The following is a 14,882-nucleotide window of genomic DNA, read 5'->3' as shown; positions in this document are numbered from 1 at the left end:
CAAACTATACTAGCGTATTCACCAATCTGACCCGGTGATATCCCTCATCATTTGCCATGAATCATCCTCACACCACCGTTATTTTAGCCATGAGTGCCGATGGTAAAATTGCCGACGCTTACCAGTCAGCGGCCAGATTTGCCTCTGCTACCGATAAAATGCGTCTAGAACAACATTTATCGCGCATGGATGCCGCTTTATTCGGTGCTAACACCCTGCGTGCTTATCACACCAGTCTTCCTATCCGTCATGGGGATTTTCTCGCATACCGTCAACAACGGGGATTATCCCCGCAGCCGATACAGATCGTTTGTTCTCACTCAGGCCAGCTTGATCCCCAGATGAAATTTTTTCAGCAGCCTTTCCCTCGCTGGTTAATCACGGCAGCGGAAAAAGTGGCGGCATGGGAAAATCGGGATTTATTTGAGCTTGTCTTAGTCTGCGGGGATTGGAAAGCTATTTTTAGTCAATTTACCGCCCTAGGTATCAAAAAGCTGGCGATTTTGGGAGGAGGTGAATTAATTGCCTCTCTTTTAGCTGAAGATCTAATCGATGAAATCCATCTAACCATTTGTCCGTTGCTGTTAGGAGGCAATAAAGCGGCAACTCCCCTGGGAGGCCCTGGATTTATGGCTGATTCTGCCAGAAAATTACAACTTTTGAGCATGGAAACCGTGGAAGCAGAAATTTTCCTACATTATTCCCTTGAACGAGATTCCCACAAATCCCAAAACTAGATTACCTTAAATAAAAAGGTTGACTTATCTTGTCCCATGGTAGAACAGCTTAAACCTCAATATTCTGTGGCTTGGATTGATAAAATGAGTGAGATTCCCCAACAAAAATGGGATGCTCTCGCTCAACCCCTAACTACTCCCTTTCTAGAGTGGCAATGGTTACATAATATCGAAACTTCCGGCAGCGCCACGGGACGGACGGGGTGGCAACCTGCTCATCTCACAGTTTGGTGCGGTGCTGAGTTAATTGCCGCCGCTCCTTTGTATATTAAAAGTCATAGTTATGGTGAATTTGTCTTTGACCACCAATGGGCAGATCTTTCCCATCGTTTGGGGATTAGATACTATCCAAAACTGTTAGGAATGACCCCTTTTACTCCGGCGGTAGGTTATCGTTTTTTAATTGCTCCGGGGGAAAATGAACTGGAGATTACTGCTTTAATGATAGCGGCAATTGATCATTTTTGTGATCAAAATAATCTGTCGGGTTGTCATTTTCTTTTTGTGGATCCCCAATGGCGAATTTTAATAGAAAATTTTGGCTTTACTCCCTGGTTACATCATAGTTATATTTGGAATAACAAAAGTTTTCAAAGTTTTGAAGATTATCTGACGGTTTTTAATGCTAATCAACGCCGCAACATTAAACGGGAACGGAAAGCGGTGACTAATGCGGGGTTAATTATTAAAACTCTGGCCGCTGAAGAAATTCCCCATCATTTGTTCCCGTTAATTTATCGGTTTTATAGCAGTACCTGTGATAAATTTTACTGGGGAAGTAAATATCTGACACAGAAATTTTTTGAACAATTATATCCGAATTATCGTCAGCGAGTGGTTTTGATTACTGCCTACCAAAATGAAAAGGATACTAAACCGGTGGGTTTATCTTTTTGTATTCGCAAAGATACTAATCTTTATGGTCGTTACTGGGGCAGTTTTCAAGAGTACGACTGTTTACATTTTGAAGCTTGTTACTATCAACCGATCGATTGGGCAATTAGTCAAGGTATTACCATGTTTGACCCTGGAGCGGGAGGACAACACAAAAAAAGACGGGGTTTTCCCGCTACTGCTAATCATAGTTTACACCGTTTTTATCATGGCAAAATGACTCAAATTCTCCGCAACTATATCCAAGAAATTAATCAAATGGAACAGGAAGAAATCGAGGCAATCAATCAAGATTTACCCTTTTCCAAAAGAGAAATTGAGTTGAACGAGTAATTTAGATAGGGTTTGTTCCTATTAGTGCAATCAACTATGAATACGAGGTTCCGGGTGCAGATTGGCTAAAATCTCACTTTCGATCGCCGCTAGGGTTTCTAAACGTTGCTCGATCGCTGTCCGTTCAAAATAATCCGCTGCTAATAGCCAATAAATACCATAATGACGCGCTTCGGAAGCCATTAAACCGCGATAAAATTGAGCTAATTGAGGATCAGGACAATACTCTCCCAATAAACCTAATCTTTCGTGGGAACGCGCCTCAATTAAAGCTGATATTAACAGAGAATCCAAAAGGCGATCGGGTTCTTGGTGACGAATCTGGGCTTTTAATTTAGCACCATAAGGGGGAGAATTTAAGGGAGCGAGGGGAATTCCCCATTTATCTAACCATTGATTGACCTGTTCAAAATGTTCTAATTCCTCTTGGGCGATCGCTGTCAATTTCCGCACGAGGGAAGCGTAGGAAGGATAACGAAACATGAGATTTAAGGCCACTCCTGCCGCTTTTCGCTCACAATGGGAATGATCGAGTAGAATGATCTCTAAATTATTAATTGCCTGTTCTATCCAATCCTTAGAGGTGGCAGTGACCAATAAATTAATCTTTCCCATCGTCGCTGATTCCAATTTGCTGCATCTTTTACCCTAACCGAAAAAGTCGAACAACACCAGTCAAAAACTAAGGACATGGCTTCTGTGATAGCCTAGATGATCGATGAAGCATAAACTTTCAAAACACTATAGTAGTCAACCTCTCTATGAATAGCCCCTTTCTCGACTATCTCAACGGTCCCAAGCATCCCGTCCTCGTCTTTGATGGAGCGATGGGAACTTCCCTACAAAGCCAAAATCTGACGGCCGAAGACTTTGGTGGGGCAGAATACGAAGGTTGTAACGAGTATCTTGTCCATACTAAACCTAGCGCCGTAGCCAAAGTCCACGAAGCCTTTTTAGCCGTGGGTGCGGATGTGATTGAAACCGACACCTTTGGGGGAACCTCGATAGTTTTAGCCGAGTACGATTTAGCCGACCAAGCCTATTATCTCAACAAAAGCGCCGCCGAACTGGCCAAAGCTTGCGCTAATAAATACTCTACCCCCGAAAAACCCCGTTTTGTGGCGGGTTCCATGGGGCCGGGGACAAAACTGCCCACTTTGGGTCATATTGACTTTGATACGCTCAAAAATGCCTACGTGGAACAGGTAGAGGGTCTCTACGATGGCGGGGCAGATTTATTATTAGTAGAAACCTGTCAGGATGTCCTGCAAATTAAAGCGGCTTTAAATGCTATTGAAGAAGTATTTCAGAAAAAAGGTCAACGATTGCCCCTCATGGTTTCGGTGACGATGGAAACCATGGGAACGATGTTAGTAGGAACGGAAATTAACGCAGTTGTCTCTATTTTACAACCCTATAAAATTGATATTTTGGGACTTAACTGCGCCACTGGTCCCGATTTAATGAAACCCCATATTAAATATCTCTCGGAAAATTCCCCTTTTATTGTTTCTTGTATTCCTAACGCTGGTTTACCGGAAAATGTCGGCGGTCAAGCGCATTATCGCCTCACTCCCGTAGAATTAAAAATGGCTTTAATGCACTTTATCGAAGATTTGGGAGTACAAATTATCGGCGGTTGTTGTGGTACTCGTCCCGACCATATTCAAGCTTTAGCGGAACTAAGTCAGGGTTTAACTCCGAAATCTCGTCATTATCATTATGAACCCTCCGCCGCTTCTATCTACAGTACCCAACCCTATATTCAAGATAATTCTTTCCTGATTGTCGGGGAAAAATTAAACGCCAGTGGTTCTAAAAAATGTCGGGAACTGCTCAATGTTGAAGACTGGGATAGTTTAGTATCGATGGCGAAAGCGCAGGTAAAAGAAGGGGCGCATATTCTCGATGTCAACGTCGATTATGTGGGCCGGGATGGGGTGCGCGATATGCACCAATTAGCCTCTCGTTTAGTTAATAATGTCACCCTACCTTTAATGTTAGATTCCACCGAATGGGAAAAAATGGAAGCGGGGTTAAAAGTAGCGGGGGGTAAATGTATCCTCAACTCTACTAACTACGAAGACGGGGAACCGCGTTTTTATCAAGTCTTGGATTTAGCGAAAAAATACGGCGCGGGGGTAGTAATTGGAACCATTGATGAAGAAGGAATGGGCCGCACTGCCGAGAAAAAATTCCAGATAGCTAAACGGGCCTATTATGGGGCGATAGAATACGGAATTCCTCCCTACGAAATCTTTTTTGATCCTTTAGCTTTACCGATTTCTACCGGTATCGAAGAAGACCGAGAAAATGGCAAGGCTACTATCGAAGCAATGCGTCGAATTCGCCAAGAATTGCCCGAATGTCACATTCTTTTAGGTGTGTCTAATATCTCTTTTGGGTTGAATCCGGCAGCGCGTCAGGTATTAAATTCTGTCTTCCTCCACGAAGCGATGCAGGTGGGTATGGATGGCGCAATCGTCAGCGCTAATAAAATTCTTCCTCTGGCAAAAATTGAACCAGAATATCAGCAAATTTGTCGGGATTTAATCTATGATAATCGTCGTTTTGAGGGCGATATATGTGTTTATGATCCCCTGACCAAATTAACCGAATTATTTGCGGGGAAAACTACTAAAAAAGACCCCTCTAGTAATGCTAATTTACCCGTGGAGGAACGCTTAAAACAGCATATTATTGATGGGGAAAGATTGGGACTGGAAGAGGCTTTAAAGCAAGCTTTACAGGACTATCCACCCCTCGATATTATTAATATTTTTCTCCTGGATGGGATGAAGGTAGTGGGTGAATTATTTGGTTCGGGACAAATGCAGTTACCTTTTGTTCTCCAATCTGCCCAAACTATGAAAGCAGCCGTTGCCTTTTTAGAACCCTTTATGGAGAAAAAAGAGGGGGATAATAATGCCAAAGGGACTTTTATTATCGCAACGGTTAAAGGGGATGTTCACGATATTGGTAAAAACTTAGTTGATATTATCTTGACCAATAACGGCTATAGGGTGATTAATTTGGGCATTAAACAACCCGTAGAAAATATCATCGAAGCCTACAAAGAACATAAAGCCGATTGTATCGCTATGAGCGGTTTATTGGTGAAATCGACGGCTTTTATGAAGGAAAATCTAGAGGTTTTTAATGAAAAAGGAATCACCGTTCCTGTTATCCTTGGCGGGGCAGCTTTAACTCCCAAATTTGTCCATGATGACTGCCAAAAAACCTACAATGGACAGGTTATCTATGGTAAAGATGCCTTCTCTGACCTGCATTTTATGGATAAATTAATGCCCGCTAAAGCTGGCGGTCAATGGGATGATAGTAAAGGCTTTTTAGGTAAGTTTGCCGAGGCAGAAAAAACCCCGGTTGTTGCCGAAGAATTAAAGGTTAATCCCGATACTATTTTTACCGATGGCAGCGTCAACCAAGAATTAGTTATTGATACCCGTCGCTCGGAAGCGGTGGAAGTTGATATTCCCCGACCAACACCGCCCTTCTGGGGTACTAAAATATTAACGGCAGCAGAAATTCCCATCGAGGAGGTTTTCTGGTATTTGGACCTACAAGCTTTATTTGTCGGTCAATGGCAATTCCGCAAGCCAAAAAGCCAATCGAAGCAAGAATACGACCAGTTTTTACAGGAAAAAGTTCATCCAATTCTAGCAGCATGGAAAGAGAAAATTGTCAAGGAAAATTTACTAAACCCCACATTAATTTATGGTTATTTTCCCTGTCAATCCTCTGGTAATTCCCTGTTAATTTACGATCCCGAATCGATACAAGCAGGCGAAAAACCCGAAAATCTGCAACCGATAGCCATTTTTGAGTTTCCTCGCCAGAAATCCGGTCGCCGTCTCTGTATTGCTGACTTTTTCGCCCCGCAGGAATCCGGTATTATCGATGCTTTCCCTATGCAAGCGGTGACAGTGGGGGAAATCGCCACGGAATACGCTAAATCTCTCTTTGATGCCAACGAATATACGGAATACCTCTATTATCACGGCATGGCTGTCCAAACCGCCGAAGCCATGGCCGAATGGACCCACACCCGCATCCGTCGCGAGTTAGGTTTTGCAGAGTTCGATCCCGATAATATCCGCGATATACTGCAACAGCGTTACCAGGGTTCTCGCTATAGTTTCGGCTATCCCGCTTGTCCTAATATTCAGGACCAATACAAGCAACTAGATCTGTTAGGATGCGATCGCATTGGGATGTATATGGACGAAAGCGAACAATTGTACCCAGAACAATCCACCACCGCCATTATTACCTATCACCCCACCGCTAAATACTTTAGTACCTAATCAGTGATCAGTTAAGTAGCTGGTTATAATTAAATTTAAAATGGATTTTAGGTTCGATCCCCCCTGCCCCCCTTGATAAGGGGGGTGCCGATAGGCGGGGGGATCCCCCCTGCCCCCCTTGATAAGGGGGGTGTCTGACAACTTTTAACGCCTACCTACTTATCAGTAATCAGATTTGAGTTTTCATTGCAATTATCGACTTAGATCTATAATATGCCAGCAATTTTTTTCATTATTAACCACATGACAAAGTGGCCACAGCAGTGGCATTAATTTAGGATAGGAAGTTTTCGGGAGTCAGTCGTCGGTCGTTAATACCAAATTAGCCTACACTTCATCTTGATAAGAAAGGCTAGATTTTTTGCAGCTTCTTAGGGAAATTATGACCACTAATCCTCTTAACTCGCTCATTTTAGAGCAGATTAGTCATATCTGTGAGCAATACTCGATCGAAAGTCGTATTCTCGAAGATTTTGCCGATTTTGTCATCAAAAACCACCGTAAAAAGTCTCCCAAACCATCGTTAACTAAATCAAAAACTACAGCCACCACCACCACAGGCTCAAAAGTTAAACCTTTAACTCTAACGCAACTTAAACAGGCAGTTTATGCCTATTTTGAGGTTAGCAATACCACAGAATTAAAAAAATCGAGTATGTTTCAAATGGCTACTAGAGCCTTTGATAACATCAATTTATCTCAGCGAGAAAGTTGGGAAAAAATTTACAGAGAGTATGTAGGTATTTTACCAGAAGAAGATGGAGAAACTGGTAAGCATTGTATTAATGGTATTAATATATTTAAGTATTTTTATCCCTATCGTGTTTTCGAGCTTGATCCAAAAACTGCCAGCAAGGAAGACATTAAAAATGCCTATTATCGTCTTTCTAAAATCTATCATCCTGATAACCAAGAAACAGGAGACGCAGAAGTTTTTGATTGTTTAACTGTCATGTATAAGTCTATCACCACGGAGATAAAATAATCATGCCTCAGAAAGCAAATACCTTCCTGATCCGGGATACCGAATTAGCTCAATGGTTTTCTATTACTCTCGAAAAATTAGATAAAATTGTTGATATTTTTGATGCCGATCCTAATGATGATTGGGATTTAGTTGAAGGTGTCGATTATCAATTTGTCAACAAAAAAGATAAAGTTAGAGTGTTTTCTTTTGAAGGTGCTTTAAAAATTGCTTCCTATATTGATCAGCATGAAAAGCGAGGAATTTTATACAGATTTAGAGAATTTTTTACTAAGCACGATCAAAAAATTCGTCGCTCTTTGGCACGAAAATTAATTTTTGCTGAACTCATTGACTCTGGCGAAATTCAAGTTTATCAAGGAGTGGCTATGATTCATAAACAGAGTTTACGGCGAATTTTAGAAACTAATGGAGCCAAGCTAAATAAAACCGTGAATCATCTTCAGCAAAGAACTGATAAACCTCTAGAATTAGGAGTAGATTTTTACGAAGATGAAAAAAGAGAGTTTTGGTTCTCTGAAAGTGGAATAGTGATGATTTCTAAATCCATGAGTGAAACTTTGACGAATAAATCGCGCCAAGAAATGTGTAAAACGATTGCAATGGAGTTTCCTCTTGCCTTTAAAGAAATTCAGGAAAATCTAGATGACGATACCAAACAAAAAATCGAGATTGAAAAGGCTAAAAAACGAGCTAAAACTAGAGATAAAAACACTTGTCAGGTGACAGGGCAAAAACCGGATAAAGATGTACAATTTAATCTCGCTGTCCATCATCTTTACTCTCTCCAGAAATATCCCCATCTAGCGACATTAGATCTGAATTTGGTGACTATTAAAGAAGAAATTCACCAAGAATTCCACGGTAATTTAGGGGGATTTCATCAACCTTGTACCATCGAGGATTTTATCGAATTCTTGCACGTTTACTATCCCGAACATCATGGTAATTTAGCCTTAAAACTTCAGAAAACTAAGAAAAAACTGGAAAAATTAGCTAAATAATCATTCAATTTCGGGGGGTGAATAGCTCCAAAGTGATTATCCATTTTTTTAGGGAAAGAACGACCATATCTCATCATGAGCGATAATTAATTTATCGAGAATTTGGGTTAAAACTCCTATCTCACGAGGAACAGCCGCATCTAAATCATTGGCAACTATTGTCAACTCCGCCCATAGTATATATGATAGTTGAACTCTAATTTAGGATCTAGCTGGGTCTAGAGAGGATAATATGGATAAGATCAAGGTAGGATTGTTGTTTGGTGGTCGATCGGGAGAACACGAGGTATCTATCAATTCGGCTCGATCGATCCTGCAAGCTTTTAATTATCCCGAAAATCTTGACAAATACGCCGTTATCCCCTTCTATATCGATAAAAATGGCTGTTGGCATTCGGCAGCAACTGCTAGACAAATTTTAACCTCTGGGCAACCCCTAGCTATTGAGAGTGATATAAAAGTCAATATCTGGCAATTTCCCCCAGAAGTGAGCGAAATTGAGGTTTGGTTTCCAATTCTCCACGGACCGAATGGAGAAGATGGCACTTTACAAGGATTACTCACTCTCATGCGGGTTGCTTTTGTGGGTAGTGGGGTACTGGGTTCATGCCTAGGCATGGATAAAATTGCCATGAAAACTGCTTTTGCAGCCGCTGGATTACCCCAAGTTAAATATAAGGCTATAACCCGCTCGCAAGTGTGGTCAAATGCCTGTGTTTTTCCGCAATTGTGCGATCAAATCGCCGAGGAAATAGGTTATCCTTGTTTTATTAAACCGGCTAATTTAGGTTCTTCGGTGGGTATTAGTAAAGCACGCAACCGGCAAGAATTAGAGGCTGCTTTAGATAGTGCTGCTAGTTATGATCGACGGATTATTGTTGAAGCAGGAGTAACCGCAAGGGAGATCGAATGTGCGGTTTTAGGTAATGATAATCCCCAAGCTTCTTTGGTGGGAGAAATTACTTTTGATAGTGATTTTTATGACTATGAAACTAAATATACTGACGGGCGATCGAGTATGGTGATTCCCGCAAATATTCCCGATAAAATTGCTAATCAAGTGCGAGAAATGGCTGTAGAAGCATTTAAAGCTGTGGATGCTGCGGGATTGTCGCGGGTGGATTTTTTCTATGTGGAAAAGACTGGGGAAGTGTTTCTCAATGAAATTAATACTCTGCCGGGGTTTACTAATTTTAGTATGTATCCCCAACTCTGGAAAGCCACCGGTTTAGAGTTTGATAAATTGGTCGATAAGTTGGTACAATTAGCTTTAGAAAGACAGGAAAAATAAGGTTAAATCACCAGCATTTCTAGGATAGGAATTACCTAAACTAGAGATATTGATCAATTAGATAGTTTCAGGATCAATGCCCAATTCTCGTAATTTTTGGGCTAATTTTTCCTTTTCCAAGATAGCTTGTTCTTTTTCTAGGATAGCCTGTTCCTTCGCTTGTCGTTCCTGTAATTCGGCTTCTGCGGCAGTTAGCACTAATTCACCCGTGGGGGTAAAGTAACGCAATTTCCTCTCAAAAATGCCTAAATATAGTTCTAACTGTTCACTCCATAAATAGCCGTTTTCATTAGCAGCAATAGCTTGATATTGTCCAGCAATTAATCTAAATCCTTGCAGTTCTAAACTTTCAGGATCAAACCAGAAATAGTTAGGAGTCCGAAAGGTATTTTGATAGAGATTTTTCTTTTTATTGCGATCAATATTAGCAGTGGATGGGGAGAGAATTTCCACGATTACATTGGGATATTTACCCCCTTCTCCCCAAACTACCCAACTTTTACGCGGATGTCTTTCCGTATCTAAGACGACAAAAAAATCAGGACCACAAAAATCACGTTTTTTTAGTTGTTCTTCGTTATAGTAGATGGTAAGATTGCCCGAAGCATAGTAATTAGTTCTTTGTTGCCATAACCTTTCTAAACAACCGATCAGAATTGTAATTTGTTGTAGATGTAAATCACTTTCCAAGGGTGGTTCATCACTCCATAAATCGGTGGGGGGACAGGTAACTTCCGGTAAAATGTCGAGAGTTGTCATAGTTTTTCCCCGTTATACTAGCTTTGTTTAATTATAACTGTTACGCTCTTTTCTGGTCATAGAAAACTAATTTTTTGCTGAATCACGAGTAAAACTGTAGATAATTTGGGTAGCTAATTGTGGTAATTGTGAGAAATCTTCATCGGACATTTTTTGACGATCGAGTTTCATTTGTAATCCCGTCATCGAATCGTCTCCGTCGGAAATTAAAAATTCTAAGCGTTCAATTTCCGACCAATCTTTAACGTCATTTAATATCTTGTCAATAACCAGAAGATAAGGATGGGAAGTATTTTTATACCAATTACTGCTAACACCCTGACGAATATCTAAACCTAAATGTACGATCAAAGGGGCGCGATCAAAAAGGGCATTGGCTACCGGTCGGGTTTCTTCTTGGAGAGATAATTGATTAGCGCGACTTAACTGCCGTAATTTCTCTAATTGATGATATCTCTGCGAAATTGACGGCGGATTTTCTCCCCAACTGAGAGCGATGGTGACTAGATAGGTTTGTAGGAATAGATGTCCTAACTTTTCCGCTTTTGTGGCCAGATAATTGGAATTATAATCATTAGCCTCGATCAGCAAAGGTACTCGCTCGACTATTTCCAAACCATAGCCTTTTAACCCGGCAATTTTACGCGGATTATTGGTAATTAAACGAATATTTCTCACCCCCAAATCGTTGAGCATTTGCGCTCCCATGCCGTAATCGCGCAAATCAGCGGGAAATCCTAACCTTTCGTTGGCTTCCACCGTATCTAATCCCATATCCTGTAAAGAATAGGCTTTTAGCTTATTAATTAAGCCAATTCCCCGGCCTTCCTGTCGCAGGTAAACCACCACCCCTAAACCGTTGTTTTCAATCATTTTTAAGGCAGCTTGTAACTGTTGCCGACAATCGCAACGCAAGGATCCCAAAGCATCCCCAGTCAGGCATTCTGAGTGCATTCGTACCATTACAGGTTGATCGCCAAAGAGAGCGGGATCCCCTTTCACAATAGCGATGTGTTCGGTTTGATCTAATAAATTTCGGTAGGCATAAAGCTGAAAAGTGCCGAATTGACTAGGAAAATTACAGACCGTTTCCCGATGGACAAAGCGATCATGTTTTAAGCGATAACTGATCAGATCGGCAATGCTGATTAACTTGAGATTATGTTGACGAGCGTATTCAAATAGTTGCGGTAAACGGGCCATGGAACCATCGGGATTTTGGATCTCACAGATAACTCCCGCCGGATACAACCCGGCTAATCGAGCTAGATCCACGGCTGCCTCCGTATGACCGGCACGTTTTAAGACTCCACCGGCTTTAGCACGAATCGGGAAGACATGACCGGGACGGGTGAGATCGTCGGGACGAGTGACCGGATTAATGGCAACTTGCACGGTTTTAGCCCGATCTTCTGCCGAAATGCCAGTTTTAACCCCTAAATGGGGAGCAGCATCGATGCTAACGGTAAAAGCAGTTTGATTGCTATCGGTGTTTTTTGTCACCATCAAAGGTAATTCGAGAGCATCAAGACGCTCTCCCGTCATTGCCAGACAGATTAAACCGCGAGCTTGCACTGCCATGAAGTTAATCAGATCGGGGGTGGCAAATTGGGCCGCACAGATTAGATCTCCTTCATTTTCGCGATTCTCATCATCAACTACTACAATAGCCCGTCCGGCTTTGATTTCCGCTAAGGCAGTATCGATAGAGTCAAAAGCGCTCGAAGTGACAGTCACAGGCATTAAAACGATAGAACTATTTTCATTCTACAGGTTTGCTCGATCTGCTGAGGGTCAATTTCTGCCAGTTCCCTAGAAAAAAGTCTCCCGGTGAACCTGACGGCTGCCCGGGAGACTTTTAGCTATCTTAAGCTAGAAAATTAATTCAAACTAGCGGGGGTGATGCTGGCAACTTTGCCACCGAGACGGTTGATCTGTTGCAGGGTGTTATTTAACTGTTCAAAGGGGACGATAATCGCTTTGCTACTGCGACGGACACGGGGATAACCCGGTTTGCTAATAGCGGCAATTTCCACGCGATAGAGCTTACCCACATCACCATAGGCCACACTACCACCCAGAGCTTTACTGGGGGTGTTGCGTTGAGCAGAGGGACGATAGGCCCAACCATCGCTGCCACCGGAGGGACCGACCACTGCCGAAGCGCCGTTTTGGGCTAATTCCACCGCTAAACGGGAGGTTTTGCCGGCAATCTGAGAGCGATCGCTGTTGGCATAACCGCGATAGAGTTGGAACATCCGGGTAAATCCCACGGTTTTTTGACCGGGTTGGCTGGCAAAACCGCGATAGTAGGGAACGATGCTATCACCGAAGTTTTCGGTATATTCGGCGGAATCGATATAGGAGTCGATATCGGCCTCGAATCCTTTGTTTTCATAGAGATCGAGGTGATAGACCACTTCCGACTCATCGTAGGGAGCGCGACCTAAAAGATGTTTGATATTAAGTTCGATGACGCGGGTTTGGAAGTTACCGTAGAAGAATTTGTTCTTATACAGTTCCGATTTGGCCACGGCGCGGACGAATTCCCGCACGGTGATCGAACCGTTGCAGAGTAAGGATTCGGCACTGGTAAGGCGCTCGGAACGCATGATATAGTCATTGCCTAGCACCTGACGATAGACGGCGCGAATAACCGCCTGTGCGTCGTCACGGGACCAATCGGGACGTAATTCCACGGGAGCAACCTCGCTAAAAGCGGTTGTCCCTAAACGGGAAGCTGAGGTAGTAATTGCCACTAAAGTTCTCCTACAAAAAAATGATCATTTTCTGACCCCTCAAAACTAGGGGAGGATCAGTTCGATTACCTGGCCGCCTTGACGATGGATATAACAAGGTCTGGAAGAACAGGTGATTGCTAACCCTTTTGCTAACAACCTCCTGTCTTTCCAGACCAGCAGTTTTTTCGATTGGACTAGCTGAGAGCGTTGATAGCGTAGTCGATATAGGAGTTGGCTTCTACCGCAGGGTCGCCACTTAAACCATGGTTGGCTTTGATGTATTTGAGAGCTTCGATGTACCAGCTAGGAGACAGGTCGAAGGTGCGGTTGATTTCGTCGATACCAGCGATGAGGTACTCGTCCATCGGACCGGTTCCACCAGCAACTAAGCAGTAGGTCACCATGCGGAGGTAGTAACCGATGTCACGAGCGCATTTTTCTTTACCGCGTTGGTCCGCCGCAAAGTTAGCCCCTTGCATTTGGGTGGTGTAGGGGTACTTGTTGTACACAGCTTGAGCAGCGCCAGAGATCAAAGAACTGGCTTTTTCGGTCAACGCTTTAGCGGCGGTGAGGCTGGCAGAAGCTTGACGAAAACGACCGAAAGCAACTTGGATTTCGGTGCTGCTTAAGAAACGACCTTGAGAATCAGCGGCTGCTACGGCTTCGGTAAGGGGGGTTTTCATTGTTTGGTATCTCCCAATAATCTTGCAATAAGTTTCCTACGGTTTAATTAAGACTAGCCCTGGGGACTAGGCGACAGCAGCGGCGGCGCGGTCGAAGTAGCTGGCAATTTCAGACATTAAAGCACTGCAATCGCCGGGGGTGACACCGTTGCGATCGTTAGCGATGGACAAAGCAGCTTCTTTCATTTTGCTTACGCCAGCAGCTACGGAAGCTCCTGGTACTCCTAAAGCTACATAGGTTTCGCGAAGACCATTTAAGCAACGATCGTCGAGAACACTGCCGTCGCCAGAGAAGGTAGCGTAGGTAACATAACGCAAGATGATTTCCATGTCGCGTAGGCAAGCGGCCATACGACGGCTGGTGTAGGCATTACCACCGGGGGTGATCAGTTGGGGCTGTTCAGCGAACAGGCTACGAGCGGCGTTGGCAACGATGGTGGAAGCGTTACTGGTGATCCGGTTAACAGAGTCCATCCGTTTGTTGCTGTCGGCAACCATGGCGCTGAGAGCGTCTAGTTGCGAAGAGCTTAAATATTCGCCACGAGCATCAGCTTGGGATACTACCCGGGTGAATGCGTCAAACATTGTCACAATCTCCTAAATTTAAATGGGATTTGCTTGCAATTAAAATTTTCCCTCTTAAGGGATTTCACGGTGAGTCTGGACGAGCCTTGACCGTGATTGTTGCGATTTACTTTAAGAAACCTGAAAAAACTTCACGGCTCTCTCATAAATCACCTAGGGAGGTTAAACAAGTATCCAGCTTAACTTTTGTCTGTTATCTTGGCCCCTCAAGTTAAATTTATACACTGCTGTCGAAACTTTGTTTGTTACAAATTATTAAGTTTTTTGCTGTCTTTTTGTAACGGCCACTTAACAATAACTCGATCGAGTTGGTCATCAATTCCTGACATGGCTCAAAGCCTCTCACTGTCGGGAAATCAAAGACAGCAAGGCTTTAAGGGTATAAAGGGCAGCAAGATAAAAATTTTAAGTTTTTTTTAATATTTTCCCGATTTCTCTTCCCCTATTACCCAAGGATCGCCCTTTCCAGCACTCCAACAAGATGAAGTTTTGTAAAGAAGGGTGTGGGGTGTGGGGTGTGGGGTGTGGGGTGTGGGGTGTGGGGT

Annotated in this window: 12 protein-coding genes; 6 read left to right on the top strand and 6 right to left on the bottom strand. The window is 43.0% G+C overall.

Features of this window, described 5'->3' with window-relative positions; translation table 11 throughout:
• Positions 1 to 56 precede the first annotated feature (56 nt).
• Together IM496_RS01010 and IM496_RS01005 are read left to right on the top strand one after the other, a co-directional pair.
• Positions 57 to 737: a RibD family protein gene (locus IM496_RS01010; protein WP_194016002.1), complete on the top strand. Its 681-nt coding sequence runs from the start codon at positions 57 to 59 to the stop codon at positions 735 to 737.
• Positions 738 to 773: 36 nt separating this feature from the next.
• Positions 774 to 1,964, top strand: coding sequence for a GNAT family N-acetyltransferase (locus tag IM496_RS01005; protein ID WP_287660982.1), 1,191 nt, complete (start codon positions 774 to 776; stop codon positions 1,962 to 1,964).
• A gap of 30 nt (positions 1,965 to 1,994) precedes the next feature.
• Here the strand turns inward: IM496_RS01005 and IM496_RS01000 are convergent, their stop codons facing one another.
• A complete protein-coding gene (locus tag IM496_RS01000) occupies positions 1,995 to 2,579 on the bottom strand; it encodes a MiaE family protein (protein ID WP_194015998.1) in 585 nt (194 codons plus the stop codon).
• A 146-nt stretch (positions 2,580 to 2,725) separates the two neighbouring features.
• On the opposite strand from IM496_RS01000, the gene metH reads away from it, so the two are divergent.
• The 4 genes from metH (at position 2,726) to IM496_RS00980 (ending at position 9,569) form a co-directional block, all read left to right on the top strand.
• Positions 2,726 to 6,289, top strand: a complete 3,564-nt coding sequence (metH, locus tag IM496_RS00995) for a methionine synthase (RefSeq protein WP_287660981.1) — start codon at positions 2,726 to 2,728, stop codon at positions 6,287 to 6,289.
• A 382-nt stretch (positions 6,290 to 6,671) separates the two neighbouring features.
• Positions 6,672 to 7,274, top strand: a complete 603-nt coding sequence (locus IM496_RS00990; RefSeq protein ID WP_008197935.1) for a J domain-containing protein — start codon at positions 6,672 to 6,674, stop codon at positions 7,272 to 7,274.
• A 2-nt stretch (positions 7,275 to 7,276) separates the two neighbouring features.
• The gene (locus IM496_RS00985) at positions 7,277 to 8,278 is read left to right on the top strand and encodes a hypothetical protein (protein WP_287660980.1); all 1,002 of its coding nucleotides are present in this window, start codon (positions 7,277 to 7,279) and stop codon (positions 8,276 to 8,278) included.
• 232 nt (positions 8,279 to 8,510) lie between these two features.
• A complete protein-coding gene (locus IM496_RS00980; protein ID WP_002749933.1) occupies positions 8,511 to 9,569 on the top strand; it encodes a D-alanine--D-alanine ligase family protein in 1,059 nt (352 codons plus the stop codon).
• A 57-nt stretch (positions 9,570 to 9,626) separates the two neighbouring features.
• Here the strand turns inward: IM496_RS00980 and IM496_RS00975 are convergent, their stop codons facing one another.
• The 5 genes from IM496_RS00975 to cpcB form a co-directional block, all read right to left on the bottom strand.
• Positions 9,627 to 10,328 carry a Uma2 family endonuclease gene (locus IM496_RS00975; RefSeq protein WP_287660979.1) on the bottom strand — a complete coding sequence of 234 codons (702 nt, stop codon included), beginning with the start codon at positions 10,326 to 10,328 and terminating at the stop codon, positions 9,627 to 9,629.
• Positions 10,329 to 10,394: 66 nt separating this feature from the next.
• On the bottom strand, positions 10,395 to 12,071 hold the full coding sequence (gene ribBA / locus IM496_RS00970) for a bifunctional 3,4-dihydroxy-2-butanone-4-phosphate synthase/GTP cyclohydrolase II (protein ID WP_287660978.1): 1,677 nt from the start codon (positions 12,069 to 12,071) through the stop codon (positions 10,395 to 10,397).
• A 137-nt stretch (positions 12,072 to 12,208) separates the two neighbouring features.
• Positions 12,209 to 13,087 carry a phycobilisome linker polypeptide gene (locus IM496_RS00965; protein WP_002736362.1) on the bottom strand — a complete coding sequence of 293 codons (879 nt, stop codon included), beginning with the start codon at positions 13,085 to 13,087 and terminating at the stop codon, positions 12,209 to 12,211.
• A 176-nt stretch (positions 13,088 to 13,263) separates the two neighbouring features.
• Positions 13,264 to 13,752 (bottom strand): C-phycocyanin subunit alpha, encoded by a 489-nt coding sequence (cpcA, locus tag IM496_RS00960; RefSeq protein WP_004268966.1) that lies wholly within the window; start codon positions 13,750 to 13,752, stop codon positions 13,264 to 13,266.
• Between the two features lie 66 nt (positions 13,753 to 13,818).
• Positions 13,819 to 14,337, bottom strand: a complete 519-nt coding sequence (gene cpcB / locus IM496_RS00955; protein ID WP_002771747.1) for a C-phycocyanin subunit beta — start codon at positions 14,335 to 14,337, stop codon at positions 13,819 to 13,821.
• Positions 14,338 to 14,882: the final 545 nt, after the last annotated feature.

Origin of the sequence: Microcystis sp. M049S2, assembly GCF_020245625.1 — a bacterium.
Classification (GTDB): domain Bacteria; phylum Cyanobacteriota; class Cyanobacteriia; order Cyanobacteriales; family Microcystaceae; genus Microcystis; species Microcystis ichthyoblabe_A.
Note: the sequence above shows the minus strand (reverse complement) of the source record. Positions and strands in the feature narration are given on the sequence as shown.